Origin of the sequence: Streptomyces sp. NPDC050164 (assembly GCF_044459945.1) — a bacterium.
GTDB classification, from domain to species: Bacteria; Actinomycetota; Actinomycetes; order Streptomycetales; family Streptomycetaceae; genus Streptomyces; species Streptomyces coeruleorubidus_A.
The window spans coordinates 63,857-90,035 of the sequence record NZ_JBITJK010000019.1 but is presented as its reverse complement, the minus strand read 5'-3'; the positions used below and the strand labels follow the sequence as shown (position 1 = coordinate 90,035).

General features: G+C 72.3%; 27 protein-coding genes and 1 pseudogene. 11 read left to right on the top strand and 17 right to left on the bottom strand.

Going from position 1 to position 26,179, the window contains the following annotated elements; genetic code table 11:
* The first annotated feature begins 32 nt into the window (after positions 1-32).
* Entirely contained in the window at positions 33-407 is a 375-nt protein-coding gene (locus tag ACIBNA_RS24450) for a YbjQ family protein (protein WP_399167261.1), read from the top strand.
* A gap of 68 nt (positions 408-475) precedes the next feature.
* On the opposite strand, the gene ACIBNA_RS24445 is transcribed toward ACIBNA_RS24450, so the two are convergent.
* Complete coding sequence (locus tag ACIBNA_RS24445; protein WP_399167260.1) at positions 476-1,237, bottom strand: MerR family transcriptional regulator; 762 nt, start codon at positions 1,235-1,237, stop codon at positions 476-478.
* A 102-nt stretch (positions 1,238-1,339) separates the two neighbouring features.
* Here ACIBNA_RS24445 and ACIBNA_RS24440 point away from each other — a divergent pair, with 102 nt between their 5' ends.
* Positions 1,340-2,626: an ion channel protein gene (locus tag ACIBNA_RS24440; RefSeq protein WP_399167259.1), complete on the top strand. Its 1,287-nt coding sequence runs from the start codon at positions 1,340-1,342 to the stop codon at positions 2,624-2,626.
* A 29-nt stretch (positions 2,627-2,655) separates the two neighbouring features.
* A complete protein-coding gene (locus ACIBNA_RS24435; RefSeq protein WP_399167258.1) occupies positions 2,656-4,062 on the top strand; it encodes a glutamate decarboxylase in 1,407 nt (468 codons plus the stop codon).
* Here the strand turns inward: ACIBNA_RS24435 and ACIBNA_RS24430 are convergent.
* The 6 genes from ACIBNA_RS24430 to ACIBNA_RS24405 form a co-directional block, all read right to left on the bottom strand.
* The gene (locus tag ACIBNA_RS24430) at positions 4,059-4,820 is read right to left on the bottom strand and encodes an ABC transporter permease (RefSeq protein ID WP_399167257.1); all 762 of its coding nucleotides are present in this window, start codon (positions 4,818-4,820) and stop codon (positions 4,059-4,061) included. The two genes, ACIBNA_RS24435 and ACIBNA_RS24430, sit on opposite strands and share 4 nt — an antisense overlap.
* Positions 4,817-5,767 carry an ATP-binding cassette domain-containing protein gene (locus ACIBNA_RS24425; RefSeq protein WP_399167256.1) on the bottom strand — a complete coding sequence of 317 codons (951 nt, stop codon included), beginning with the start codon at positions 5,765-5,767 and terminating at the stop codon, positions 4,817-4,819. The genes ACIBNA_RS24430 and ACIBNA_RS24425 overlap by 4 nt, the downstream gene beginning before the upstream one ends.
* A gap of 73 nt (positions 5,768-5,840) precedes the next feature.
* The gene (locus ACIBNA_RS24420) at positions 5,841-6,482 is read right to left on the bottom strand and encodes a PadR family transcriptional regulator (RefSeq protein ID WP_399167255.1); all 642 of its coding nucleotides are present in this window, start codon (positions 6,480-6,482) and stop codon (positions 5,841-5,843) included.
* Between the two features lie 10 nt (positions 6,483-6,492).
* A complete protein-coding gene (locus ACIBNA_RS24415; protein ID WP_399167254.1) occupies positions 6,493-7,044 on the bottom strand; it encodes a DinB family protein in 552 nt (183 codons plus the stop codon).
* Between the two features lie 106 nt (positions 7,045-7,150).
* Positions 7,151-8,614, bottom strand: coding sequence for an aldehyde dehydrogenase family protein (locus tag ACIBNA_RS24410; protein WP_399167253.1), 1,464 nt, complete (start codon positions 8,612-8,614; stop codon positions 7,151-7,153).
* 72 nt (positions 8,615-8,686) lie between these two features.
* Complete coding sequence (locus ACIBNA_RS24405; protein ID WP_399167315.1) at positions 8,687-9,511, bottom strand: helix-turn-helix domain-containing protein; 825 nt, start codon at positions 9,509-9,511, stop codon at positions 8,687-8,689.
* Between the two features lie 344 nt (positions 9,512-9,855).
* Between ACIBNA_RS24405 and ACIBNA_RS24400 the strand changes: the two genes are divergently transcribed.
* Positions 9,856-10,371 carry an ATP-binding protein gene (locus ACIBNA_RS24400; RefSeq protein WP_399167252.1) on the top strand — a complete coding sequence of 172 codons (516 nt, stop codon included), beginning with the start codon at positions 9,856-9,858 and terminating at the stop codon, positions 10,369-10,371.
* 95 nt (positions 10,372-10,466) lie between these two features.
* Here the strand turns inward: ACIBNA_RS24400 and ACIBNA_RS24395 are convergent, their stop codons facing one another.
* From ACIBNA_RS24395 to rpmG, 6 genes are all read right to left on the bottom strand, one after another.
* A complete protein-coding gene (locus ACIBNA_RS24395) occupies positions 10,467-10,685 on the bottom strand; it encodes a DUF397 domain-containing protein (RefSeq protein WP_050810297.1) in 219 nt (72 codons plus the stop codon).
* A gap of 170 nt (positions 10,686-10,855) precedes the next feature.
* Entirely contained in the window at positions 10,856-11,062 is a 207-nt protein-coding gene (locus ACIBNA_RS24390) for a hypothetical protein (protein WP_399167251.1), read from the bottom strand.
* 319 nt (positions 11,063-11,381) lie between these two features.
* Entirely contained in the window at positions 11,382-11,615 is a 234-nt protein-coding gene (rpsR, locus tag ACIBNA_RS24385) for a 30S ribosomal protein S18 (RefSeq protein WP_020271512.1), read from the bottom strand.
* Between the two features lie 6 nt (positions 11,616-11,621).
* Complete coding sequence (locus ACIBNA_RS24380; protein WP_399167250.1) at positions 11,622-12,842, bottom strand: CobW family GTP-binding protein; 1,221 nt, start codon at positions 12,840-12,842, stop codon at positions 11,622-11,624.
* Between the two features lie 4 nt (positions 12,843-12,846).
* Complete coding sequence (locus ACIBNA_RS24375) at positions 12,847-13,095, bottom strand: type B 50S ribosomal protein L31 (RefSeq protein ID WP_059419097.1); 249 nt, start codon at positions 13,093-13,095, stop codon at positions 12,847-12,849.
* Positions 13,096-13,097: 2 nt separating this feature from the next.
* Positions 13,098-13,262, bottom strand: coding sequence for a 50S ribosomal protein L33 (gene rpmG, locus ACIBNA_RS24370; protein ID WP_010044249.1), 165 nt, complete (start codon positions 13,260-13,262; stop codon positions 13,098-13,100).
* Between the two features lie 63 nt (positions 13,263-13,325).
* On the opposite strand from rpmG, the gene rpmB reads away from it, so the two are divergent.
* From rpmB to ACIBNA_RS24350, 4 genes are all read left to right on the top strand, one after another.
* A complete protein-coding gene (gene rpmB / locus ACIBNA_RS24365; RefSeq protein WP_059419095.1) occupies positions 13,326-13,562 on the top strand; it encodes a 50S ribosomal protein L28 in 237 nt (78 codons plus the stop codon).
* On the top strand, positions 13,562-13,867 hold the full coding sequence (gene rpsN / locus ACIBNA_RS24360; protein WP_279545171.1) for a 30S ribosomal protein S14: 306 nt from the start codon (positions 13,562-13,564) through the stop codon (positions 13,865-13,867). Before rpmB ends, rpsN begins: the two co-directional genes overlap by 1 nt.
* Positions 13,868-14,022: 155 nt before the next feature.
* Positions 14,023-14,577, top strand: coding sequence for a hypothetical protein (locus ACIBNA_RS24355; RefSeq protein ID WP_399167249.1), 555 nt, complete (start codon positions 14,023-14,025; stop codon positions 14,575-14,577).
* A 144-nt stretch (positions 14,578-14,721) separates the two neighbouring features.
* On the top strand, positions 14,722-15,270 hold the full coding sequence (locus ACIBNA_RS24350; RefSeq protein WP_399167248.1) for a DUF4232 domain-containing protein: 549 nt from the start codon (positions 14,722-14,724) through the stop codon (positions 15,268-15,270).
* A 7-nt stretch (positions 15,271-15,277) separates the two neighbouring features.
* Here the strand turns inward: ACIBNA_RS24350 and ACIBNA_RS24345 are convergent, their stop codons facing one another.
* Positions 15,278-16,378, bottom strand: a complete 1,101-nt coding sequence (locus ACIBNA_RS24345; RefSeq protein ID WP_399167247.1) for a DUF2786 domain-containing protein — start codon at positions 16,376-16,378, stop codon at positions 15,278-15,280.
* Between the two features lie 139 nt (positions 16,379-16,517).
* Here ACIBNA_RS24345 and ACIBNA_RS24340 point away from each other — a divergent pair, with 139 nt between their 5' ends.
* A complete protein-coding gene (locus ACIBNA_RS24340) occupies positions 16,518-17,261 on the top strand; it encodes a Clp protease N-terminal domain-containing protein (protein WP_399167246.1) in 744 nt (247 codons plus the stop codon).
* Between the two features lie 462 nt (positions 17,262-17,723).
* Positions 17,724-19,412, top strand: coding sequence for a bifunctional 3'-5' exonuclease/DNA polymerase (locus tag ACIBNA_RS24335; protein WP_399167245.1), 1,689 nt, complete (start codon positions 17,724-17,726; stop codon positions 19,410-19,412).
* Between the two features lie 6 nt (positions 19,413-19,418).
* Here the strand turns inward: ACIBNA_RS24335 and ACIBNA_RS24330 are convergent, their stop codons facing one another.
* Positions 19,419-22,538, bottom strand: coding sequence for a BTAD domain-containing putative transcriptional regulator (locus tag ACIBNA_RS24330; RefSeq protein ID WP_399167244.1), 3,120 nt, complete (start codon positions 22,536-22,538; stop codon positions 19,419-19,421).
* 426 nt (positions 22,539-22,964) lie between these two features.
* Complete coding sequence (locus ACIBNA_RS24325; protein ID WP_399167243.1) at positions 22,965-23,858, bottom strand: glycosyltransferase family 2 protein; 894 nt, start codon at positions 23,856-23,858, stop codon at positions 22,965-22,967.
* A 208-nt stretch (positions 23,859-24,066) separates the two neighbouring features.
* On the opposite strand from ACIBNA_RS24325, the gene ACIBNA_RS24320 reads away from it, so the two are divergent.
* Positions 24,067-24,948 carry a GyrI-like domain-containing protein gene (locus ACIBNA_RS24320; protein WP_399167242.1) on the top strand — a complete coding sequence of 294 codons (882 nt, stop codon included), beginning with the start codon at positions 24,067-24,069 and terminating at the stop codon, positions 24,946-24,948.
* A gap of 124 nt (positions 24,949-25,072) precedes the next feature.
* On the opposite strand, the pseudogene ACIBNA_RS24315 reads toward ACIBNA_RS24320, so the two are convergent.
* A pseudogene (locus tag ACIBNA_RS24315) lies at positions 25,073-26,136 on the bottom strand (amino acid permease); the annotation flags it as partial.
* Between the last annotated feature and the right edge of the window lie 43 nt (positions 26,137-26,179).

Below are 26,179 nucleotides of genomic sequence, written 5' to 3'. Positions count from 1 at the left end.
ACTGTCGGCCGTCCCGGAGAAAGCTGTGAACCATGGGCATCGATGAATTCGGCGGCGGACAGGGCCCCCAGCCCGACGTCCTCGTCGTCACCACGAACGACGTACCCGGCTACCGCGTGCGGGAGGTGCTCGGCGAGGTCTTCGGCCTGACGGTCCGCTCCCGGCACCTGGGAAGCCAGCTCGGCGCCGGTCTGAAGTCGATGGTCGGCGGCGAGCTGCGCGGTCTCACCAAGACGCTCGTGCAGACCCGCAACCAGGCCATGGAGCGACTCGTCGAACAGGCACGCGCGCGTGGTGCCAACGGTGTGCTCGCGTTCCGCTTCGACGTGACGGCGGCGGCGGACGTCGGCACGGAGGTGTGCGCGTACGGGACGGCCGTGGTGATCGAGCCCGAGGACGCGGGGTGACCACCTTTTGCTTGGCGCGGCGGTAGGGCGCGTTGCCCGACGGCCCCCTACCGCCGGCCGGGCGGGCGTCACGCCTGGTGGCGGTCCGCGTTCGCGCGGATCGCGTCGCGCAGGTGCTCGGCGAGGCCCGGGCGCATCGAGTCGTAGAACGCCTTGAAGCGCTCGTCGGAGACGTACATCTCGCCGAGGCAGCGGTGGAGTTCGTAGGAGCACTCGTAGTACCAGGTGCAGATGTGCTGGCGGTGCTCCTGCGCCAGGGCCATGGCCGCCTCGCCGGCGGGCGGTTCGCCGGCGGTCATCAGGGCGTCGTAGCGCTCGCCCCAGTCGGCCATCTCGGCCTGGATCCGCTGCCAGTCCTCCTTGGTGTAACGGGCGACGCGGCGCTGCGACTCGGCGTACTCCGCCGTGCCGCCCCAGCGCGCTTCCGCCTCGTCGGCGTACCGCTCCGGGTCCTTGTCCCCGAAGACCTCGAACTTCTCCTCGGGCGTGAGGTTGATGCCCATCTTGCGTGCCTCCATGGCGTGTTCCACGGCCGCCGCCATCTTCTTCAGCTTCTCGATCCGGGCGGTCAGCAGTTCGTGCTGCCGGCGCAGATGTGCGCGCGGGTCCGCGTCCGGGTCGTCGAGCAGGGCGGCGACCTCGTCGAGCTGGAAGCCGAGCTCCCGGTAGAACAGGATCTGCTGCAGCCGGTCGAGGTCGGTGTCGCTGTAGCGCCGGTGACCCGCTTGGCTGCGTGCGCTGGGCACGAGCAGGCCGATGTCGTCGTAGTGGTGCAGCGTGCGCACCGTGACGCCGGCGAAGCCCGCGACCTGTCCCACGGAGTAGCTCACTTCCGCTCCCTTCTTCTTCCGTGCTTCACGGTGGGGCCTCACGCCACGTGAGGTGCAAGCGTGTTTCCCGTTTGTCCCCTTTGGCCCGTTTATCGTGTGCCCGTGGTCCAGGACTCCGCGCGGCAGGCGCCCTCCGTCACCCCCGCGACTCCCGCCCGCGCCCTGCTGCCGTCGATCCTGCCCGCCGTGGCCGTGGGGGTGGTGTCCAGCCTGCTGCTGGTGGGGGTGGAAGTCGCCGCCGAGGAGCTGCAGGGCGTGCTGTGGCGGACCGTGCCGGACGCGCTGGGGATCGGCCGGTATTCGGTGGCGTGGATGTTCGTGATGCTCGTCACGACGGGTGTCGCGGTCGGGCTGGTGGTGTGGAAGGTGCCGGGGCACGCGGGCCCCGATCCGGCCACGGTCGGGCTGGACGCCCCGGTCCTGCCGCCCGTCGTGCTGCCGGGGCTGCTGCTGGCGACCGCGCTGATGCTGGCCGGCGGGCCGAGCCTGGGCCCCGAGAACCCGATCATCGCCGTGAACGTCGGCCTGGCGGTCTGGCTGGGCGGCCGGGTCCTGCCCCGCGCGCCGGGCCGGATCTGGCCGGCGCTGGCGGAGGCGGCGACGATCGGCGCCCTGTTCGGCACGCCCGTGGCCGCGGCCCTGGTGATCTCCGAGGTGCTGGCCCGGCAGGAGACGCGCGGGCTGCTGTGGGACAACCTGTTCGCGCCGCTGACCGCCGCCGCGGCCGGTGCCCTGACCGCGACCCTCGTCGACCACCCGAGCTTCGACCTGGACCTGCCGTCCTTCGGTCGGCCGGGCTGGGCGGACCTGCTCGCGGCGCTCGTGGTCGCCGCGGCGGGCGCGCTGCTCGGCATGTGCGCCGTGCGCGCCTTCCCGTACGTCCACGCGGCGTTCCGCCGGCTGCGGCATCCGATGCTGATGCTCCCGGCGGGCGGGGCCGTGCTGGGCTGTCTCGCGGCCCTGGGCGGCCATCTGACGCTGTTCAAGGGGCTCGACGAGATCGCCGAGCTGGCACGCGCCCCGGACGGCTGGTCGGCCGGGGAGTTCGCCGTCATGACGGTGGTGAAGCTGGCCGCGCTGCTCGTCGCCGCGTCCTGCGGGTTCCGCGGCGGGCGCATCTTCCCGGCCGTGTTCGCCGGCACCGCCCTCGGTCTGTGCGCGCACGCCCTGGTGTCCGAGGTGCATCCGTCGGTGGGTGTGTCCGCCGGTGTGCTCGGCATGCTGCTGGCCATCACCCGGCAGGGCTGGATCAGCCTCTTCGTCGCCGCGGTGCTGGTCGCCTCGCCGGGGATCCTCGCCCTGCTCTGCGTCGCCTCGCTGCCGGCCTGGCTGCTGGTCACGGGCCGCCCGCAGATGCAACTGCACCCGGACGGCACACCCGTCCGCTGACACCCCTCTCGAACCCCCTGGAGGCTCACTTGCCGCTCAACGAAGGCCCCCGTCAGCCCGGCGAACGCCGCCTGGCCGTCAACCCCTTCTACGGCCCCGCCAACCCGGTCGGCGACATGGCCGAGGCCCCGCCCACGCACCGGCTCCCTGAGCGGCCCATGGCACCGGCGACCGCCCACCAGCTGGTGCGCGACGAGCTGATGCTGGACGGCAACGCGCGGCTGAACCTCGCCACCTTCGTCACCACCTGGATGGAGCCGGAGGCCGGGGTGCTGATGGCGGAGTGCCGGGACAAGAACATGATCGACAAGGACGAGTACCCGCGCACGGCCGAGCTGGAGCGGCGGTGCGTGGCGATGCTCGCCGACCTGTGGCACGCGCCCGACCCGGGGGCGGCCGTGGGCTGTTCGACGACCGGGTCGAGCGAGGCGTGCATGCTCGCCGGGATGGCGCTCAAGCGGCGGTGGGCGCGGCGCAACACCGACCGGTACCCGGGGGCCCGGCCCAATCTGGTGATGGGCATCAACGTGCAGGTCTGCTGGGAGAAGTTCTGCAACTTCTGGGAGGTGGAGGCCCGGCTGGTGCCCATGGAGGGCGAGCGGTTCCACCTGGACCCGCAGGCCGCCGCCGAGCTGTGCGACGAGAACACCATCGGGGTCGTCGGGATCCTGGGCTCGACCTTCGACGGGTCCTACGAGCCGGTCGCCGAGCTGTGCGCGGCACTGGACGCGGTGCAGGAGCGGACCGGGCTCGACATCCCCGTGCATGTCGACGGGGCGTCCGGTGCCATGGTCGCGCCGTTCCTCGACGAGGACCTGCTGTGGGACTTCCGGCTGCCGAGGGTGGCGTCGATCAACACCTCGGGGCACAAGTACGGGCTCGTGTACCCGGGCGTCGGCTGGGCGCTGTGGCGGGACGCGGACGCGCTGCCGGAGGAGCTGGTGTTCCGGGTGAACTACCTGGGCGGCGACATGCCGACGTTCGCGCTGAACTTCTCCCGGCCGGGCGCGCAGGTCGTGGCGCAGTACTACACGTTCCTGCGGCTGGGCCGGGACGGCTACCGGGCCGTGCAGCAGGCCGCGCGGGACGTGGCCACGGGGCTCGCCGGGCGGATCGAGGCGCTCGGTGACTTCCGGCTGCTGACCCGGGGCGACCAGTTGCCGGTGTTCGCCTTCACGACCGCGCCGGACGTGACGGCGTACGACGTCTTCGACGTCTCGCGGCGGCTGCGCGAGAGCGGCTGGCTGGTGCCCGCGTACACCTTCCCGCCGCACCGCAAGGACCTGTCGGTGCTGCGGGTGGTGTGCCGCAACGGCTTCTCGGCCGACCTCGCCGAGCTGCTCGCCCAGGACCTGGAACGGCTGCTGCCGGAGCTGCGCCGGCAGCCGCGCCCCTTCACGCAGGACAAGGGCGCGGCCACCGGCTTCCATCACTAGCGGCTCAGCCGCCCGAACCTCCGTACCGCCAGCGGGAAGAACACCGCCAGCAGGGCCAGGGGCCAGACGACCGCCGCCCACACGTGCCCGGATTCCGCGCCGGGGGTGCCGAACAGGTCCCGTACGGCTGTGGCCGTGTGGGACATGGGGTTCCACTCGACGACCGTGCCGAGCCAGCCGGGCATGGTGTCGGGGAGGGCCAGGGCGTTGGACAGGAAGCCGACCGGCCAGACCAGGATCTGCACGGCCTGGACCATCTCCGGCTTCCCGGCCACCAGCGCCAGGTGGATGCCGATCCACAGCATGGCGAACCGGAACAGGAGCAGCAGGCCCACGGCTCCCAGGAAGGCCGCCGGACCACCCTGGACCCGCCAGCCGAGCGCGGCGCCCACGCCGATGAGCACCACCAGGGCCAGCGCCGACTGGAGCATGTCGGCGGCCGAACGGCCCACCAGTACCGCTCCGTTGGCCATGGGCATCGAGCGGAAGCGGTCGATGACGCCCTTGTCGAGGTCCCGGGTGACGGCGATCATCGTGCCCTCCAGGCCGAAGGCCATGGTGAGCGCGAGCATGCCGGGGATCAGGTAGTCGCGGTACTCGCCGCTCACGCCCCGGCCGCCGCCGATCAGATAGCCGAACATGAGCAGCAGCATCACCGGGAAGACGAGGTTGACGACCAGCTGGACCGGCTGCCGCGCCCAGCGGGCGAGTTCCCGGCGGGTCATGGTCCAGGAGTCCGTCAGGGCGTAGGCGGTCACGCGGCCTCCTTCACTCGGCGGTCGTCTCCCGTGAGGTGCAGGAACACCTCGTCCAGCGTCGGCCGGCGCAGGGCGACGTCCTCCGCCTCGATTCCCGCTTCCCGCAGGGCCCGTACGACCCCGGCGAGCGCCTCCATGCGGTCGGTCACCGGGGCGCTCAGCAGGCGGCGGTCGGTGTCGACGGTGACTCCGGTGAGCGGCAGCAAAGCGACAGCCGCGCCCAGTTGGCCCGCCTCCCGCAGGACCACGTCGATGCGGTCGCCGCCGGTCTCCGCCTTCAGCTCGTCCGCCGTGCCCTCGGCGATGACCCGTCCGGCGTCGACGACCGAGATGCGGTCGGCGAGCTGGTCGGCCTCCTCCAGATACTGCGTGGTCAGCAGGACCGTCGTGCCGCCGCCGACCAGGGAGCGGACGGAGTCCCACACCTCGGCGCGGCCGCGCGGGTCGAGGCCGGTGGTCGGCTCGTCCAGGAACAGCACCTCCGGTTCGGTGATCAGGCTGGCCGCGAGGTCCAGGCGGCGCCGCATGCCGCCGCTGTACTGCCGGACCGCCTTGCGGCCGGTGTCGGCCAGGTCGAAGCGCTGCAGGAGCTCGTCGGCACGCGCGCGTGCCCGCCTCGCACCCAGGTGGTGCAGCCGGCCGAACAGCTCCAGGTTCTGCCGGCCGCCGAGCTCCTCGTCGAGCGCGGCGTGCTGGCCGAGCAGGCCGATGCGCAGCCGCACGGCGTACGCCTCGCGCACCACGTCGTGCCCGGCCACCTCGATCCGGCCCGCGTCGGGTCGCAGCAGCGTGGACAGGACCCTCACCAGGGTGGTCTTGCCCGCGCCGTTCGGGCCGAGCACCCCGTGCACCGTGCCGCGCGCGACCCGCAGGTCGAGCCCGTCCAGCGCTCTCTTGTCGCCGTATCTCTTCTCCGCGCCTTCGACGGTGATCGCCGTGTCGGCCACAGACACTCCCTCGCTAGTCAAACTTGACTACAGGCTCGAAGGTAACCCGGGGCCATCCATTCGTCAAATTTGATTAGTGATCGTCCCCGGGGTGCCGCTCCCCCGTCGCGTACGGGTTCTCCTCGTCCTCGGCCAGCACGCCGACGAACGGGTCGCCCTCGTCGGCGAAGGTGTAGGCGCCGCCCTCGACGCGCTCGATGAGACCGCGGGTCCACTCGGCCTCGGAGTCGGCCGTGTGGACCCACATGTTCATGATCTCGCCGATGTGGCCCAGCTGCCCGGGCCCCTCCTCGGGGACGTAGTGCTCCAGGACGGAGGCCCGCCACTGCTCGATCCGCAGGGTGCGTTCCTTCAGCAGCGCGACCGCCTCCGCCCGCGGCAGGTCGACGACGAAGCCGACGGCGGCCGTCTTCACGTCCCCCCGCTGGTCGTACGTGACCAGCGCCTCGCGCAGCAGCCGGAAGTACTCATCGGTCCCCTGCCCGGTGATCTCGTACTCCGTGCGCGGCGGGCCGCCGGCCGTGGACGGGGCGACCTCGTGCGCGTGCAGCAGCCCTTGCTTCGCCATCTGCTTCAGGGCGTGGTAGATCGAGCCGGGCTTGGCGCTGGACCACTCGTGTGCGCCCCAGTACTCCAGGTCGTTGCGGACCTGGTAGCCGTGGGCCCGCCCGTGCATGCGGACCGCGCCGAGCACGAGGAGACGGATCGCTGACATGCGGTCCAGATTAGGACGCGACCGCCACCTGCTGTTCCTCGGCCACCAGCTCGAAGGCCGTCGCGCCGTCCAGCGACTCGCGGATGATGTCGGCGTGGCCGGCGTGCCGGGCCGTCTCGCGGATCAGATGCAGGCACAGCCAGCGCATGGAGACCCGGCCGTCGGGCGGGAACCAGGGCTGGGGCGGCAGCGCGAAGGTGTCGTCGAGGCTCGGCACCGAGCGGACGAAGGCCTCCGTCTCGGCGGCGACCTTCTCCCAGTACGCCAGCTGCGACTCGAGGGTCTCGCCCTCGACCAGCCGGAAGCACTCGTGCCAGTTGCTCTGGTCCCGCTCGACGGCCGGCGGCTCGCCCTTGGCCAGCGAGACCCACATCTGCTCGACCTCGGCGACGTGCTTGACCAGCCCGGCGAGCGACAGCTCACTGGCGCTGGGCGTGGTCACGGCCTGCTCGTCGGTCAGCCCCAGCACCGCCCGCCGGATGCCGCCACGCTGCTCCTCGATGAAGGAGAGCAGCGCTCCGCGCTCGTCGCCGTGTGCCTCAGCGGGAACGTGAGTGACCATGACCGCCGCCTTTCGCCGGATCCGGGGGCCTCTCCCCCGACACCGACGAAGCTACGGCCCCTTGCGGTCAGGTTCTGTCCGCAAGGGCCCGGCGCACCGGAAGGATCTAGAACGGGAAGCCGCTCCGGCCGTGCTGCACGGAGATCCACTTCAGCGTGGTGAAGGAGTCCAGCATCGTCTCGCCGTTGAGCCGGCCCAGGCCCGAGTGCTTCTCGCCGCCGAAGGGCACGATCGGCTCGTCGTGGACGGTGCCGTCGTTCACGTGGAACATGCCCGTGTCGATCTGCTTGGCGAAGTGCACGCCCCGCTCGATGTCCCCGGTGTGGACGGCGCCGCTCAGGCCGTACGGGGTGTCGTTGACGAGGCGTACGGCCTCCTCCTCGCCGTCGAACGGGACGAGGAAGACGACCGGGCCGAAGACCTCCTGCCTCAGCAGGGCGGATTCGGCGGGGAGGCCGGTCAGGACGGACGGCTCGACGAGGTTGTCGGCGCGCCCGCCGCGCACCAGGGCCGTGGCGCCCTCGGCGAGGGCCTGCTCGACCGCGCCGGAGACGGCGTCCGCCTGCGAGGAGTTGATGAGCGGGCCGATGACGGTCCGAGGGTCGCGCGGGTCGCCCGCCTTGAGGGTCTTCACCTTGGCGACGAACTTCTCGGTGAACTCCTCGGCGACGGACCGGTCCACCAGGACGCGGTTGGCGGCCATGCAGACCTGGCCCTGGTGGACGTACCGGCTGAAGACGGCCGCGTCGACCGCGTAGTCGATGTCGGCGTCGTCGAGTACCACCAGCGCGCTGTTGCCGCCCAGTTCGAGGACCGAGCGCTTGAACAGCCGGGCGCAGACGGTCGCCACGTGCCGGCCGACCTGGTCGGAGCCGGTGAAGGAGATGACCTTGGGCACCGGGTGCTCGAGGAAGGCGTCGCCGATCTCCGCGATGTCGGTGATGACGACGTTCAGCAGACCGCCGGGCAGCCCCGCGTCCTCGAAGATCTTCGCGACCAGTGAGCCGCCGACGATCGGCGTGTTCTGGTGCGGCTTGAGCACCACGGCGTTGCCGAGCGCGAGCGCCGGGGCGACCGACTTGATCGAGAGCAGGAACGGGAAGTTGAAGGGGCTGATGACGCCCACGACACCGACCGGGACGCGGTAGACGCGGTTCTCCTTGCCGTCCACCGGCGAGGGGAGGATCCGGCCCTCGGGGCGCAGCGCCAGCTGGACCGCCTCGCGCAGGAACTCCTTGGCGAGGTGCAGTTCGAAGGCGGCCTTCAAGCGCGTCCCGCCGAGCTCGGCGATGATCGCCTCGGATATCTCGGCCTCGCGCTCCTCGATGAGCCTCAGGGCCTTCTCGAAGACGGCACGGCGGGCGTAGGGGTTGGTCGCGGCCCACTGCTTCTGGGCACGGGCCGCTGCCTGGTACGCCTGGTCGACCTCGTCGACCGTGGCTATCGTGATCGACGCCAGCTTCTCGTCGTCGTACGGGTTGAAGTCGATGATGTCCCAGGAACCGGTACCCGGGCGCCACTCACCGTCGATGTACTGCTGTGCAAGGTCGGTGAAGTAGGACGACGACATGTGATCCCTCGATCCCTAGCAGACCCTCGATCGCGCCTTCACGATCTGATCACACGTCATCGTACTTCTGTTTCAGGAGAGTTGGAGGAGGCCCCGGAGAAGATCCCGGCTCTCCGAAGGGCCCGGGCTGTCGCTCTGGAGTTCCTTGAGCGCCTTCTCGTACTGGGTGACGTCCTCGGGCTTGTCCAGGTACAGCGCGCTGGTGAGCTGCTCCAGGTAGACGACGTCCGAGAGGTCGGACTCCGGGAAGCTGAGGATCGTGAACGCGCCACTTTCGCCGGAGTGGCCGCCGAGGCTGAACGGCACGACCTGAAGCCGCACGTTGGGCCGCTCGGAGATCTCGATGAGGTGCTGGAGCTGGCCGCGCATCACCTCGCGGTCGCCGTACGGGCGACGCAGGGCGGCCTCGTCCAGGATGATGTGGAAGTCGGGCGCGTTCTCGTCGACGAGGTACTTCTGCCGCTCCAGACGCAGCGCCACACGCCGCTCCACGTCGGCCTCGCTCGCACCCTGCATGCCCCGCCGGACCACCGCGTGGGCATACGCCTCGGTCTGGAGCAGGCCGTGCACGAACTGCACCTCGTACGCCCGGATCAGCGAGGCGGCGCCCTCCAGGCCGACGTAGGTGGGGAACCAACTGGGCAGCACGTCGGAGTAACTGTGCCACCAGCCCGCTACGTTGGCCTCCTTCGCCAGGGACAGCAAGGAGGCGCGCTCCTGCTCGTCCGTGATGCCGTACAGCGTCAGCAGGTCCTCGACGTCTCTGGTCTTGAAGCTCACCCGGCCCAACTCCATCCGGCTGATCTTCGACTCGGAGGCGCGGATCGAGTAGCCCGCCGCCTCGCGCGTGATGCCCCGCGCCTCACGCAGTCGCCTGAGTTGTGATCCGAGCAGCATGCGCCGCACCACCGATCCCGGCTCTCCCGCGCTCACGTTCGCCAGCCTCCCCAACGTCTTCAGGGGCCGAAGTCTGCCACTAAAACACTCCGAGCAGTACTCGTCCGGTTACGGAAACGGAATCGAGCCAGGGGACGCACGCGCGCGTTCATCAAGAAAGAGGCAAGGGAACGGGCGTACAGGGCCGCGAAGATGACGGAAAAATTAACCAACAAGCGGTACGGGACGACTCATTCCGGTCACGTGCACGTGCATCTGCCCTTGCATCTGCTGTACGCATCCGAAACCATGGTCCCGCACCACCGCCGCATCGCACCGACCGCGAATTCCCGGGAGTGCCTCGCATGGGGACGAATGGATCGACCATGCTCGAGCCGTTACGGCAGGGCCTTCCGCCGCTGGACCCCGCGGCCGTGTCCGACGCCGCCTCCTGCGCTCTGCCCGCCCGCTACGAAGCGGTGCGCGAGGCGCGGCGATTCACCCGCGGAACACTCGACCAGTGGGACATGGGCGACCGTTTCGACGACGTCTGCCTGGTCGTCTCGGAACTCGTCACCAACGCGCTGCGACACGGCCTGCCGGCGAGCACTCGCTGCGCCACCGGTCAGGAACCTCCCGTACGGCTGCACCTGGTGCGGTGGACCGAGCGGCTGGTGTGCGCGGTGCGCGACCCCAGTCACGACAGTCCCGTCGCCCGGGAGAGCGACGACTTCTCGGCCGAGTCGGGCCGGGGGCTGTTCCTCGTCGACTCCTTCAGCGACAGCTGGGGCTGGCACCCGCTCGCGGGCGCGCTCAGCGGCAAGGTGGTCTGGGCGCTGTTCCGGCTGCCGCGGCCCGGTTCGGGGCCGAACGCGGAATGAGAAACCGCGGCGCTTCCTGGCGCCGCGGTTCTACGCGCGTCGCGGCGCGTAGAAGTACTGATTGCCCCGTTTTACAGCGGGGGCCTGTCGGGGCGTCAGCCCCCCACCAGGTGGTCGAACTCGCCGTCCTTCACGCCCAGCAGCATGGCCTCTATCTCCGCACGGGTGTAGACCAGCGCGGGACCGTCCGGGAAGCGCGAGTTCCTGACGGCCACGTCACCGCCCGGCAGCCGGGCGAACTCCACGCACGAGCCCTGCGAGTTGCTGTGCCGGCTCTTCTGCCAGGCCACACCGCGCAGCCCGGCGGCCGCCATACCGTTGTACACGTCGTGGTCCACAGGTCGCTCCCCGGTGGTGCACTGGCTTGTGTGGCCATTGATGCGGTGGTCAACTGACCCGGATCATAGCCCTGTTCATGTGCAGATGCATGGGCAGATGCACGTGCACGCGGGGTGGGCGTCCGGTTACAGCTTTGACGACCGCTTTACCGAAAGCTCTTGCCTGTTTGACGGCCCTCCACCGCCGCGCGTTCCCGGATGCCCGTGACGAAGTCGGCGGGTCCGGCGCAGGTGTCGTGGAGGCGGAGCATCCGCTCGGCGGCGGGGACGGGCGCCGGGACGGCGGCGAGGCCGAAGAAGCGGGAGCTGGGGCGTGGGGTCCGGGGCCTCGGGCAGGGCCGGACGGGCTCCATGCGGAGGACGGCCGCAGGGGGCGGGGGCCGGGGAGAAATGGGCCGCGCGGAGGACTGTGACGTCCTCCGGCGGGCCGGTGCCGGAGTCGGACCATCGCCGGACAGGCGGTCGGCCACCCGGCCCTGACGGACCGCCCGGCGTGCGCCTCGTGTGGCCTCGCGACCAAGGCATGAGGTCCCCCACCCGTCAAGCGTGGGGAACCTCACCCGGCCGGAGGCGCTCAGCGGCCGGCGTACGGCGTCAGCGGCCGGTGCGCGGCAGGAGCGGCCGGTGTACGGCAGCAGCGGTTGGAGTACGGCTCAACAGCCGGCGTACGGCTCACCGGCTGGCGTACGGCAGCAGCGCCATCTCGCGCGCGTTCTTGATCGCCCGGGCCAGCTGCCGCTGCTGCTGGGCCGACACGCGGGTGACCCGGCGGCTGCGGATCTTGCCGCGGTCGGAGATGAACTTCCGCAGCAGGTCGGTGTCCTTGTAGTCGATGTACTCGATCCCGGCCTGGTCCAAGGGGTTGGGACGGTTCTTGACGGGCTTGCGGTCGATCTTGCGGGGCATCTCGGGTCAGACCTCCAGGAGGGTGTCGAAGGCGTGTGGCAGCCGCTGCCAGGCGTCGCGCCCGGCCGCGTACTCGGCGTCGGTCAGCAAGCAGGACTCCAGCAGCCGCTCCAGACCGTCCCGGTCGAGGCCGGGCGAGGTGAAGACCAGGTGCTGGCCGCGGTCACCGTGCTCGGGGTGCCAGTCCAGCGCGGCGGCGGCGCGGCGCACCGGCGGGACCATCTCCCAGGCCGCGTCCGGCAGGGAGGCGAGCCACGGCCCCACGCTCTCCACGCACAGGGCCCCGCCCGCCGCGTCCCAGTGGAACAGCGTGTCGGGCTTGTCGGCGAGCCAGAACCGGCCCCGGCTGCGGGCGGCCGCGCAGGTCAGGTCCTCCAGGGCGGCGTAGAGCCGCTCCGGGTGGAAGGGGCGGCGCTGCTGCCAGACCAGGGTGGAGACGCCGTGCGCGTCGGCCTCGGCGGGGAGCAGGGCGCAGGCCGGGTGCTGGGCGGCCGCCGCCGACTCCACGTCGAAGCCGGCCAGGGCGGCCGCGGCCAGCGGCGACAGCGGGCGCCGGCGCGGGGCCGGCACGGTCAGGCCGTCGGCCGCGTCCTGCGCGAAGGCGCCGAGCGAGGGTGCGCCCGCCAGGTCACCGTGGCCGATCGGGACCTGGCGGGCCGTCGGGTGCAGCTGCGCGAGCAGCTCGCGGTCCTCGTCGTCGGCCTCCGGGGACTCGGCGATCGCGAGGACGGGGGCGTACTCCAGCTGGCGGGCGAAGGTGTCGGCGACCGTGCGCTGGTCGGTGGCGGCTGCGGCGAGGCCGCCGTCGGCCAGGTCGTCGCCGTTGCCGAGGTACGGCAGGACCAGGGCCGGGTCGACGGCGGTGATCACGCCGGTGACGGTCAGCCCGCCGGCCGTGACGACCTCGGCCATGGCCTTGGGCTCGACGGAGTCCCACAGCTCGACGACGGCCAGGGGCGCCTGCCCGGCGTCCGCGAGCCGCTCCAGCTCCGGGACCAGGTCCTCGCGCAGGGCGCAGCAGGCACAGTCGTTGACGAGCGGCGCCTCTCCCGCGTCCAGGACGCCCGTGGCGTCCCGGACGGTCCGTACGACCGTGCCGGCCGCGGCCGTCGCCAGGTCGTGGTGGAGTGCGACGCTGCCGGGCACGTCGGCGAGCAGCCGGGCCACGGCCGCCTTGCGGGCGTCGGCGTGCAGCCCGCCGACGATGACGACGGAGAGCTCGGGCACGGCGTCAGCCCTTCTTTCCGTACCGGCGCTCGAAGCGCTCCACGCGCCCCGCGGTGTCCAGGACGCGGGCCGTGCCGGTGTAGAAGGGGTGGCTGACGTCGGAGATCTCGACGTCGACGACCGGGTAGGTGTTGCCGTCCTCCCACTCGATCGTCTTCTCGCTCGTCATGGTCGAGCGGGTGAGGAAGGCGTAGTTCGCGGCACGGTCACGGAAGACGACGGGACCGTAGTCCGGGTGGATGCCCTTGCGCATGGTCAGCGCTCCTCTCGGAAGTCGACGTGGCGGCCGACGACCGGATCGAACTTGCGCAGGGTCAGTCGGTCCGGGTCGTTGCGACGGTTCTTGCGGGTCACGTAGGTGTAGCCGGTCCCGGCCGTGGACCGGAGCTTGATGACCGGTCGGAGTTCGTTGCGTGCCATGCCGCTATGCTACTGAAAATGAATTCCATTTACATCTCCTGAGCCAGAGAGGTACGTCACCACATGTCCGCCCACTGCATGCTGACCGGCACCCAGCCCGGCTTCGGCAACCGCATCTCGCACTCCCACCGGCGCACGTCACGCCGGTTCGACCCCAACATCCAGACCAAGCGCTACTGGCTGCCGAGCGAGGGCCGGTACGTACGCCTGCGGCTGAGCGCCAGGGCGATCAAGACCATCGACACCATCGGAGTCGAGGCGGCCGTCGCCCGGATCCGCGCCCGGGGAGTGAAGGTCTGATGGCGAAGAAGAGCAAGATCGCGAAGAACGACAAGCGGCAGGAGGTCGTCGCGCGGTACGCCGCCCGGCGGGCCGAGCTGAAGGAGATCATCCGGCGGCCCTCGTCCACGGACGCCGAACGGCTCGCCGCGCAGGCGGAACTGCGCAGGCAGCCGCGCGACGCCAGCGCCACGCGGGTGCGCAACCGGGACCAGGTGGACGGGCGGCCGCGCGGTTACTTCCGGACGTTCGGGCTGTCCCGGGTGAGTCTGCGGGAGCAGGCGCATGCGGGGTACCTGCCGGGGGTGCGCAAGTCGTCCTGGTGAGCCGGGGTTTCCCGGCACCGGCGGGCCGGTAAGAGGCCCCTGGGGGTTCGCCCCGGGGCCTCTTGACCGGCCCTGGTAGCTTGCTGCGGTCGTTCCGGCATGGGCCGACGGGCTCCGACCGGGGCCGTCGGCCGGCTACAGCTTGGGAGCTTGCAGTGACTTCGGTGATCTTCTCGCGTCGCCCGGGAGCGCGTCGGCGCGCGCGGGTCGCGGCGGCGGCCGCGGGCCTGGCGGGCGTGCTCGTGCTGTCCGCGTGCAGCGGTGACGGCGACTCCGGGGACGGCTCGGCGTCCAGCCCGGCCCCGTCCGCCGCGGCGTCCGCCGGGACGGGCGGTGACTCCGGCTCCGGCTCCAGTTCCGACGCCGGCTCCGGTTCCGGTTCCGACGGGTCGGACGCCGGGGGGCTCGAGGGCAGCTGGCTCGCGACGACCGGCGGCAAGGCCGTGGCCCTGGTGATCACCGGTAAGCAGGCCGCGGTCTTCGCCACCGGCGGCAGCGTGTGCACCGGCACCGCGGGCGAGGAGTCCGGGACGCGGATGATCCGCCTGAAGTGCACGGACGGCAGCAAGGACCGGGCGATCGGCACGGTCGACTCCGTGAACGGCAAGAGCCTCAAGGTCACCTGGGAGGGCCGCCTCGGCGCGGAGACGTACACCAAGGCCGAGGGCGGGAAACTGCCGACCGGGCTGCCGACGGGGGGCCTCGGGTAGGAGCGTGGGGGTTAACGGGGCGGGGTTTCACGGCGGGCCAGAGGCTGTTCCGGCGGGTGGCCTGCCCGGGTGCGTGACGGTCCCCGCGTCCGAGATGATCCATGCGTCCGGACAGCTCATCGCCATCACGCACCAGAGGACCCCATGCGCACCCTTCCTCCCCTCGCCCTGGCCGCCGCCCTCGCGGCCACGCTCCTGCTGACCGCCTGCGACGACGCCAAGACCAGCACCGACGACGCCAAGAACGCGGACCGGCCGGGCGGTTCGGCCTGCTCGATCGGCGACTTGGGCGTGGAGGTCGGGGCCGGTGCCGCCCCGGCGGCCGGGGACACCGGCAACGTCACCGTCACCCTCACCAACAACGGCGCCCCGTGCGCCCTGAAGGGCTTCCCCGCCGTGGACCTCGCGGCCGAGGACAGCACGACGTCCGTGTCCCCGGAGGAGGGCGCGAAGGCCCAGCCGCTCACGCTGGGGAAGGGCGGCACCACGTCCTTCACGATCACCTACGTCCGGGGCGAGGCCGGCTCCGCGAAGAGCCTCGCCGTGCGGAAGGCGTCCTTCGCCCTGCCGGGCGCCACCGAGGACGCGCACGACCTGACGTGGTCGTACGGTGAGGTCGCCCGGAGGGACGACAGCGGCAGCGGCGGCGCGGCGCAGGCCTCGGTGAGCGGCTTCGAGTCCTCGGGCGACTGACGGCAGGTCAGCGCAACGGCGGGCGGTGTCCGACCTGGGCGCGGTCCGCCGCCTGCGCGCCCTCCGTCCAGCCCGCCGCGTCGCGCACACCGCGCAGGCGGGTCGTGGTCGTCTCCGGGAACATCGAGTCCAGCCGGCCGGTGACCGCCACGTCGCGGGAGGCGAGGACCGGGAGCAGGTCCTGCGTCACCTGGGTCTCGGCGGCTGCCTCCAGACGGGTGCCGATGCGGTGGGCGTAGGCCGCGAGGAAGGACTGCCGGAACGTCTTGGTGCGCTTGCGGCCGGCCGCGCGCTGGGCGGCCTCCGCCTTCGTCATCGCGGTCGTGGCCTGCACGAGGAGTGAGGTGTAGAGGAGTTCGACCGCTTCCAGGTCGGTTTCGAAGCCGACGACGGTGGAGAAGCCGAAGGGCTCGTTCCACACCGCCCGGCAGTGGTTGGCGGCGGCGACGGCGTCCAGCAGCACCGCCTTGGCCTGCTCGTACGGCGGTTCGACACCGATCCGGCAGGCCCCGGGCGTCTCGGGCGAGGGCGCCCGGGCCGCGAGCAGCGCCTCGTCGACACTGTGCCGGGCCATCAGCTCCTGCGCCTTGGCACTGAGCGCCTCCGCCTCCTCCGGGAACCCGGTGGCCTCCGCCTTGGCGAGCAGGGCGCGGATGCGGCCGAGCATCCGGGACTCGGCCTTCGGCTCCCCGGGCGACTCGTCGAGGGCCTCGATGGCCGGCAGGCGCAGCAGCAGGCGGTACAGCTCCAGCACGGCGGTGGCGTACGAGAAGCGGTCGCTGCGGGGCGGGGCGTCGGCGGGGAGCTCCGCGAGCTGCGCGCTCCAGCGGCGGCCGCGCGGACGGTCGTGCGGCGCCTGCGCGCGGATCAGCGCCGCCACCAGGCGTACGTGCACGTCGCCCACCTCGCGCCGGACGGTCCGTACGACATCGGCCGGCTGCCAGCCGCGCCGCCAGGCCGCCGCCACGAACTCCTCACCGCGCCGGGCGAGTTCGGCGTCCGCGGCCGGGTCGGAGGCGAGCAGGGACGCGCCGGTGTCGAGGGCCGTCTCGCTGTTGTCGTACAGGGCGGCCTCGAACGCGCGGTCGACGGTGGTGGGCGTACTCACGGGCCGATGGTGCCACGCCGGCAGGGGCGGCCCGGCACGCGCACGGTGTTCCTCGTCGCTCCCAAGCCGGGCACCGCAGGGTGTCGCAGGTGTCAACTCACGGTTGACACCCTTGAGGGCGCAACCTACGGTTGACACCATGACGACGAACCCCAACATCACGTCATCCGTGCGCCTCGACGACCTCATCGCGGCGATCAAGAAGGTTCACCAGGGACCCCTCGAACAGCTCCAGGACGCGGTGCTCGCCGCCGATCACCTCGGCGAGGTGGCCGACCACCTGATCGGCCACTTCGTGGACCAGGCCCGGCGTTCGGGCGCCTCCTGGACGGACATCGGCAAGAGCATGGGGGTCACCCGGCAGGCCGCGCAGAAGCGCTTCGTGCCGAAGGAGTCGGCGGACCTCGACCCGAGCCAGGGCTTCAACCGCTACACGCCCCGCGCCCGCAACACGGTGATGGCCGCGCACAACGCGGCCAAGTCCGCGCGCAACGCCGAGGGCGTGCCCGAGCACCTCGTCATCGGTCTGCTGGCCGAGCCCGACGGTCTCGCCGCGAAGGCGCTCGTCGAGCAGGGCGTCTCCCTGGACACGGTCCGCGAGGCGGCGACCGCCGCACTGCCGCCGGCCGTCGAGGAGGCCCCGGAGCTGGTGCCGTACGGCCAGGCCGCCAAGAAGGTCCTGGAACTCACCTTCCGCGAGGCCCTGCGCCTCGGCCACAACTACATCGGCACCGAGCACATCCTGCTCGCCCTGCTGGAGCACGAGAACGGCCAGGGCGTCCTCAGCGGCCTGGGCATCGGCAAGGAGCGGACCGAGCGGTACGTGGCGGAGGTGCTGGAGAAGATCGTGCAGGCGCAGAAGGACACGCTGGACGAGGTCTGAGGCCGCCGGGGCGGTGACCGGGGCCGGGGTCGGGATCGGGGCGGTGACCGGGATCTGGGCCAGGGCCGGGATCTGGGCCAGGGCCGGGACCTGGGCCAGGGCCGGGGGACGGCGACCGGGGCCGGGACGGTGACCCGGACCAGGTCCGGGGCCGGGGACAGCGACCTGGACCGAGACGGGGACCGGGGACCGGGGACGGTGACCCGGACCAGGTCCGGGGCCAGGGCCGGGGACGGGCCCGGGCCGGTACCGGGATCGGGCCGGGGCCGGTACCGGGATCGGGGCCAGGGCCGGTACCGGGATCGGGGCCAGGGCCCGGGGTCGGGGGCGGGGCGGCGACCGGGACCGGGGCCGAAGCGGCGAGCGGGACCGGGGCCGAAGCGGGGACCGGGACCGGGGCCGAAGCGGGGACCGGGACGGCGAACGGGGGGCGTTGTCAGACCCCCCTGGCACACTCGCAGCATGGCCGACCGGTGGGCGCTCGCTCCGGCCGAGGACGGTGGCGTGGACGTCGCCCCCCTCGGTCCGGACGGGCTGCCCGCCGGGCCGGTGCGGCGGGAGGCGGATCCCGCCGAGGCCGTGCGGAGCCGTCCCGGCGTCACGCGGTGGGTGTGGCGGTCCACCGCCGAGGTCTACCCGCGCCTGCTCGCCACGGGGGTGCGAGTCGAGCGGTGCTACGACATCGAGACCGCCGAGACGCTCCTCCTCGGCCACGAGGGGCGGTACGGGGAACCACGCTCGGCCGCGGCTGCCCTGGCCCGGCTGCGCGGCGGCTCCGTACCGCCCGATCCGCCGCAGCGCTCCGCCGAACCGGGCTCCCAGTCCTCACTGTTCGAACCGCGGGGCGTCCACCTGCCCCTGCCAGACCTCCTCGCGGTCTACGCCGAGCAGCAGCGGCGGCACGAGCGGGCCGAACACCCCGACCGGATGCGCCTGCTGACGGCCGCCGAGTCCGCGGGCATGCTGGTGGCCGCCGAGATGAACCGCGCCGGGCTGCCCTGGCGCACCGAGGTCCATCGCGCGGTGCTGCACGACCTGCTGGGCGAGCGGTACGCGGGCGCCGGCGAGCCACGCCGCCTGGCCGAGCTGGCCGACGAGGTGTCCGCCGCGTTCGGCCGCCGGGTCCGCCCCGACCTGCCCGCCGACGTGGTCAAGGCCTTCGCCCAGGCCGGCATCAAGGTCTCCTCCACCCGCCGCTGGGAGCTCGAGTCCGTCGACCACCCGGCCGTGAAGCCCCTGATCGAGTACAAGAAGCTGTACCGCATCTGGGTCGCCCACGGCTGGTCCTGGCTCCAGGACTGGGTGCGTGACGGGCGGTTCCGGCCCGAGTTCCTCGCGGGCGGCACGGTGACCGGGCGCTGGGTGACCAACGGCGGGGGCGGACTCCAGATCCCCAAGGTGATCCGGCGGGCCGTGGTCGCCGACCCCGGCTGGCGGCTCGTCGTCGCCGACGCCGACCAGATGGAGCCGCGCGTCCTCGCCGCGATCTCCCGCGATCCGGGCCTGATGGAGGTGGCGAGCCGGGAGACCGACCTGTACCAGTCCGTCTCCGACCGCGCGTTCTCCGGTGACCGCGCCCAGGCCAAACTCGCCGTGCTCGGCGCGGTCTACGGCCAGACCTCCGGCGACGGGCTGAAGAACCTCGCCGCGCTTCGACGCCGCTTCCCCAAGGCGGTGGCGTACGTCGACGATGCGGCCCGCGCCGGCGAGGAAGGCCGGCTCGTGCGGACGTGGCTCGGCCGGACCTGCCCGCCGGCGGCCCGGGGGACGGACGACGCGACCGAGGAGGCCGGCATCCCGGCCACCGACGAGGAGCAGCCTGACGGTGGACAGTGGGTACCCGGGTACGCCTCCACCAACGCCCGCGCCCGCGGCCGCTTCGCCCGTAACTTCGTCGTCCAGGGCAGCGCCGCCGACTGGGCCCTGCTCCTGCTCGCCGCGCTGCGGAGATCCTGCGCGGACATGGCGGCCGAGCTGGTCTTCTTCCAGCACGACGAGGTGATCGTGCACTGCCCCGAGGAGGAGACGGAGGCGGTCGTCGCGGCGATCCGCGAGGCGGCGGCCCTGGCCGGACGGCTGACCTTCGGGGAGACGCCGGTGCGGTTTCCGTTCACGACGGCGGTGGTGGAGTGCTATGCGGACGCCAAGTAGGCAGTGTCAGTCGGTGGGAGCGAGCAGCTCGCGGAGTTCCGTGACCACCGCGTGCTCGTCCGTTCCCTCCAGCGCCGCGAGAGCAGAGCCCCACTCCTCGCGTGCCTCTGCGACATGCCCCCGTGCCCGTAGCAGCAGCCCGTGCTGGTGGCGGGCGAGACCGCCGGTGTAGCGGTCGGCGCGGGCGTCGGCCCGCTCAAGCAGCTCGGCGCACTCGCGGGCGGCCCACTCGGTGCGGCCCAGCAGACGCAGCGCGCGGACCAGGCCGAGCCGGGTCTGGGACTCGCCGTGCCAGTCGCCGTGACCGCCGAGGATGCGCAGGCTCTCCTCGAAGTGCGGGAGGGCGGCGGCCGGTTCGCCGAGCCGCAGATGGGCGTATCCGATGTTGCAGTGCGCGCGGTGCCGCACGATCACGGCGCCGATCTCGTCCCCGATGGCGAGCGAACGCCGGTGCTGCTCGATGGCGGCCCGCGGGTCGGTGTGCTCGTAGAGGTTGCCGAGGTGGCTGTGGGTGACGGCCTCGCCGTACGGGTCGTTCAGCTGCCGCGCGTACTCCAGGCTCCGTGTCAGCGCCTCGCCTGCCTCGGCGTGCCGGCCGAGTCCGTCGAGCAGCAGGCCGCGGTTGTTGAGGCAGCGGCGGATCCAGGACGGGTCGTCGAGCCCTCGCCAGATGGCCAGCGCGCGGTCGTTGAGGTCGAGGGCGTCGTTCTGGCGGCCGGTCAGGAAGTGCAGTCCGGCGAGGTCGACCAGGGCGTACGCCTCCGCCGCCTCGTCCCCGAGCCGCCGCGCCACGCCGAGGCCGGCCCGGCCGAGCACCTCCATCTCGGCGACGCGGCCCCTGCGGTGGGCGTAGGGGAAGATCAGCCGCACGAGAGTGGAGACGAGGCCAGCACGCTGCCGGCACGGTTCGTCCGCGTGCCGCTCGACCACGGTGACGACGTTCGCCAACTCCCTGTCGCCCCAGGCGAAGGCCTCCTCGGGGCTGCCGAAAGGGGCGACGGTGTCGACGTGCGCGGTGTGACCGGGTGGCTGGACCGCGGTGGCGCGACGACGGTCGTCCTGGTCGGGCCCGGGCTCGACGATCGCGGCGAGCACCCGCTCGGCGACGGCGGCGTACCAGCGCAGGGCGGTATCGGAGGCGCGGGCGCCGTCGGCGTCCCGCACTCCGGCCAGCTCACGGGCGAAGTCGCGGACGAGGTCGTGGGGTGCGTAGCGGCCGTATGTCGGCTCCTGGAGCAGGGCCACGTCGACGAGGCGGTCCAAGGCGGCCTCGGTGCGGCGTTCGCCGGTGCCGGTGAGGCGGGCTAGCAGGGGGGCGCCGTAGGTGGGCATATCGAGCGCGCCGATACGGCGGAGGGTGAGGGCCGCGTCCCGGTCGGCCTCGCGCTCGGAGGCGGCGAGCGCGTCGTGCGCGACGGCCAGGGAGCGGCGCACGCTCAGGTCGTCGTACTCAAGGTGCCGCAAGCGCCCTTCCGTCTCGGCCAGTTGCCCGGCGAGGACGTCCGGGGTGAGGGCCTGCCGGGCGGCGAGCCGCGCGGCGACGACGCGCAGGGCCAAAGGGAGGCGGCCGGTGAGTTCGACGAGGCGACGGGCGGCGTCCGAACCGTCCAGTCCGTCACGGCCCGACGCCGCGATCAGGAGGGCCGCGCTCTCCTCGTCCGACAACGGACCGAGCGGAAAGCGGGCCACGCCGTCGAGGGCGGTGAGCGGCGAACGGCTGGTGACGATCACCGCGCACCCGGCACCGCCCGGCAGCAGCGGCCGTACCTGCGCGGCGCTCGCGGCATCGTCCAGCACCAGGAGCGTGCGGGTCGGCGCGAGCAGCGAGCGCAGCAGAGCGGACGCCGCGTCGGGGCGCTCGGGGATACGGCAGGGCTCGGCCCCGAGGTCACGCAGCAGTGCGGTGAGCGCCTGACCGGGGGTGAGAGGGGTCATGCCGGGGGTCGCACCGTGCAGGTCGAGGTAGAGCTGCCCATCGGGGAAACGTTCCGCAAGCTCATGCGCGACGTGCAGCGCGAGTGCGCTCTTGCCGACGCCGGGCATGCCGCTGATGACGGCGGTGGCGGGGATGGTTGGGGCGGTCGGGAGCGCTCCGGGTTCCGTCAGTGTGCGGCGCAAGGAGTCGCGTACGGCGGCGCGCCCCGTGAAATGCGCCGGTGGCGGGGGAAGTTGAGCAGGCGGCGGCTGAGCAGACCATGGCGACGCCGCGCCGGACGGTGTGCCGACGTGCGCGGAAGAAGCGGCGGCAGAGGAACCCCCGTCACCGAAGTCCTCGCCGAAGCCGTCACCGAAGCCACCCCCCGAACCACCGCTCCCCACGGCCCCCCGCAACACCTCCACATGCGCCTCCCGCACCCCGGGCCCCGGCTCGATGCCGAGCTGGTCGACCAGTCGGGTGCGCAGATCGCGATGGACGGCCAGGGCCTCGGCCTGGCGGCCGGTGCGGTGCAGGGCGAGCATGAGCTGACGGTGGTACACCTCCCGCAGCGGATACTCGGCGGTCAACGCCACCAGCTCCGGCACGAGCCCGTCCAGGCGCGGCCCGCCCAGCGCCAACTCGGCGTCGTAGCGCCACTCCAGAAGCAGCAGCCGGGCCTCGCGCAACCGCCGCGCGAAGGCGTATCCGCCCACCTCGGGCGGCAGCCCGGCGAGCGGTGCGCCCCGCCACAGTGCGAGCGCGGCGGCGCACTCCCGCACGACGCGCTCCCACTCCTGCCCGGTGTGCGCCACACGCGCCGCGGCGACATGGGCGTCGAACACATGGACGTCCAGCTCACCCTCGTCGACCCGCAGCACATACCCGGACGGCACCGTCCGCAGCCGCTCGGGATCGTCGAGCAACCGCCGCATCCGGGCTACGTGGTTGTGCAGCGAGGCCTGGGCGGAAACAGGCGGCGCCCCGCCCCACAGCGCGTCCTTGAGCGACTCGACGGAGACGACCCGCCCGGCGTCGAGCAGCAACACGGCCAGCAGCACACGGGACTTGGGGCTTGCGACACCCCGGGCTTCGCTCCGGCGGCACCGGCTGACGTCGTAGTACAGCGCCGGCGGCCCGAGCAGCCCGAACCGCAACCCGCTCCGCTCCCCGGAACCGTCCTCGCTGCCCGAGCAGGCAGATACCCCCATCGCGCCCCCCGTCTCCCCGCGCCACCGCCTTGCCCTTGCCTGCCCTTGACGAGATTCCGCCGTTGACGTGTTTCCGCCCTCGGGGCAGCGGTTTTCCGCCACCTTCGTCTTCACGTTCTCCGCCGGAACAGCCCCGCACAGGCAGTCATCCGTCACGGTTCGGCGACTTCACGCCAATCGGCAGACGACGCAACGGCGAACCGTTGGCCACATGTTAGCGATCTGTTGGCAAAACCTGATGTGATCACTACGTCGGATCTGGCCCGGCGGCGCGCGCGTCTGGACGCGCAACTCGGGGGAGTGTCGCCGCCGCGGCCGGGTCCGGGTCCCGGTCGGCGGAGGTGAACGGCCGGGGCCCCACCAAACTTCCGGCCACCGGGCTTCCGACTACCAAGCTCGCGGCCACCCGGCACACGCCCCTCGGCGTCAGATGACCGGCGGCCGCCCCAGCCGCGTGAGCCGCCACACCGTCCGCCAGCGCATGGGCCGCCGCTCACCCGCCGGCTCCCGTACGCCTTCCACGAATCCGCCGAACCATGCCCGCAGCCCGGCACGCGACCGGTTCCGTACGAGGGTGAGCAGCACCCAGACGCCCAGGTGGACGGGCACGAGCGCGAACGGCAGCCGGCGGCGGGCCAGCCAGACCCGGTTGCGGGCGTTCACGCGGTAGTAGACGGCGTGCCGGGCGGGCGAGGTCCTCGGGTGCTGGAGCAGCAGTTCGGGCGCGTACAGGATGCGCCAGCCCGCGTCGGCCGCGCGCCAGGCCAGGTCGGTCTCCTCGTGCGCGAAGAAGAACTCGGCGGGCCAGTCGCCGACCTCGTCGAGCATGGCCATCCGCAGCGCGTGCCCGCCGCCGAGGAACCCGGTGACGTACCCGCCCCGCATGGGGTCCGAGCTGCCGATCCGGGGCACGTGCCGCTGCTGCGTCTCGCCCAGCTCGTCGGCGATGCGGAAACCGACGATGCCGAGCCGTTCGTCGGCGGCGTACAACTCCTGCACGCGGCGCAGCACATCGGCGTCGACGAGCATTCCGTCGTCGTCCAGATCCACGACGACGTCGATGTCGCCGAACTCCCGCAGCCGCGCGAGGGCCACGTTCCGTCCGCCGGGACAGCCGAGGTTCTCGTCGAGCTCGATCGGGGTGACCTCGCCGGGCAGCGACAGCCGCCGGGCGAACTCGGGCAGCGGACAGCCGTTGCCGACGATCACGATCCGCTCGGGCGGCACGTCCTGCTTGGCCACGGACCGCAGCAGGGCATCGACCTCCTCGGGCCGGTTGCCCATCGTCACCACGGCGACGGCGATCCTGGGCGCCCCCATGTCCTCACCTCGTCCCGGTCGGCAACTGACGGGTTGACGGGCGATGCTAGCCGTTCACGATAAGGACCCTTTAAGTACGCCTGCCGGACGGCGATGCGTCTACGCCGTTCAGTGGAGGCGGCACCCGACCGGATCGGGCACAGGATGTCGGGTGCGGCAGGGTGCGCGCTGCCTAGCGTGGTGATCACCGAAGAGGAAGGAACCGGGCGTGCAGGAGCGGCTCAACCAGGCGATGGAGCACATCGAGCGCCACCTCGGCGAGTCCGTGGACGTCGCCGAGCTGGCGCGGATCGCGGCCACGTCGGAGTACCACCTGCGCCGGATGTTCTCCGCGCTGGCAGGCATGCCCCTGTCGGAGTACCTCCGCCGCCGGCGGCTGACCGTCGCGGGCGCGCAGGTGCTCGCGGGCGGCGAGACGCTGCTGGAGATCGCGGTGCGCTACGGCTACGGCTCGGGCGAGGCGTTCGCACGGGCGTTTCGCGCGATGCACGGCGTAGGCCCGGGCGAGGCCCGGCGCACCGGCGCCGCGCTCGTCTCCCAGCCCCGGCTGACCTTCCGTCTCACCGTCGAAGGGAGCAGCAGCATGCAGTACCGAGTAGTGGACCGCCCGGCCTTCACGGTCGCCGGCTTCAAGTCCCGGGTGCCGCTCGTGCACTCGGGCCCGAACCAGGCGATCGTCGACTTCGTCCGCGGGATCGACAAGCAGGCCCTGGAGCGCCTCGGGAAGCTCTCGGACCAGGAGCCGCACGGCATCGTCGCGGTCTGCGACGACCTGGACCCGAGCCGCGCCGAGGGCACCGAGCTCGACTACTACCAGGCGGTGATCACCGCGACGCCCGCCCCGGCGGACACCCCCGCGGGCATCACCACCCTGCCCGTCCCGCCCGGCACCTGGGCGGTCTTCACCACCTCCGGCCCGGCACCGCAGGCCATCCAGGAGTTGTGGCGGGACGTGTTCACCGAGTGGTTCCCCTCCAATCCGTACCGCAGCCGCCCCGGCCCGGAGATCCTGCGGACCGACCTGTCGGCGGACGGGACGAGGGCGGACGCCGAGCTGTGGCTGCCGGTGGAACGGGAGTCCACCCGCTGACGCCGAAAGCCCCAGGCCGCAATCGGTCCGACCTGGGGCTTCGGCAGAGCCGGGAGTGGGCTCGGGGACAAGCCCCACACCCACCCCCAGCCGCTCACGAGCCACTCACGGCAGTCCGCGGCGACTATCGCGGCGCGACCGCCTCCGCGGTGTCCTTCCGCCGGGACCGCTCCCGGACCAACGAGATCGCGATGACCACCGCGGCGACGAGCACCGAGAGCAGCACCTGGCTGCGGCCGCCGCCCTCCTACTCGTCGGTGAGCATGTAGACGAGCACGAACGCGATCACCGCGATCGTCGCCCACGTCAGATAGGGGAACAGCCACATCCGGCCGATGAGCTTCTCCGGGCTCTCGCGCAGGATGATCCCCGCATCCGCAGTTGCGAGAAGCAGTTGACGAGCCACACGAAGAGCGCGACGGCGCCCGAGGAGTTCAGCAGGAACTGGAAGACCGTGTCCGGCCACAGGTGGTTGAAGGCGACCGCCACGAAGCCGAAGACCACGGAGGCCAGGATCGCGGCCTGCGGGACACCTCGCGCGTTCGTCCGTACGAAGGACCGCGGGGCGTCGCCGCGCTGCCCGAGGGAGAAGGCCATCCGGGAGGCGGTGTACAGGCCGGAGTTGAGGCAGGACAGCACGGCGGTCAGCACGATGAAGTTCATGATCTCGCCGGCGTGCGGGATGCCGATCGAGTCGAGGGCCGCGACGTACGAGCCCTTCTTCTGGATCGCAGGGTCGTTCCACGGCAGCAGGGCGACCACGACGAGGATCGAGCCGACGTAGAAGACGCCGACCCGCCAGATCACGCGCCTGGTGGCCTTGGCCACCGCCCGCTGCGCGTCCGGGGACTCACCGGCGGCGAGGGTGACGATCTCGCTGCCTGTCGCGGCATGGTCGGAGCCGGGCAGCACACCGAAGATCGCCAGCCCGCCGAGAACGATGAAGCCCGTGATGGCGACGACCTTGATGCCGGCGAACCAGAACTCGAACTCGCCGAAGGAGCCGACCGAGGCCAGGTTCGTGGCGGTGAGGACCGTCATCACGATCAGGGCCCAGGCCCACTGCGGTACGGCCTGCACCCACCCTTCCAGGATCACCGCACCCGCGGTTGCCTCCACGGCGAGTACGACGACCCAGAAGATCCAGTACAGCCAGCCGATCGAGAACCCGGCCCAGCGGCCGAGCGCCACCGGGCACGGCGGCACGTGCAGCAATGGCAACAGCCCCTGG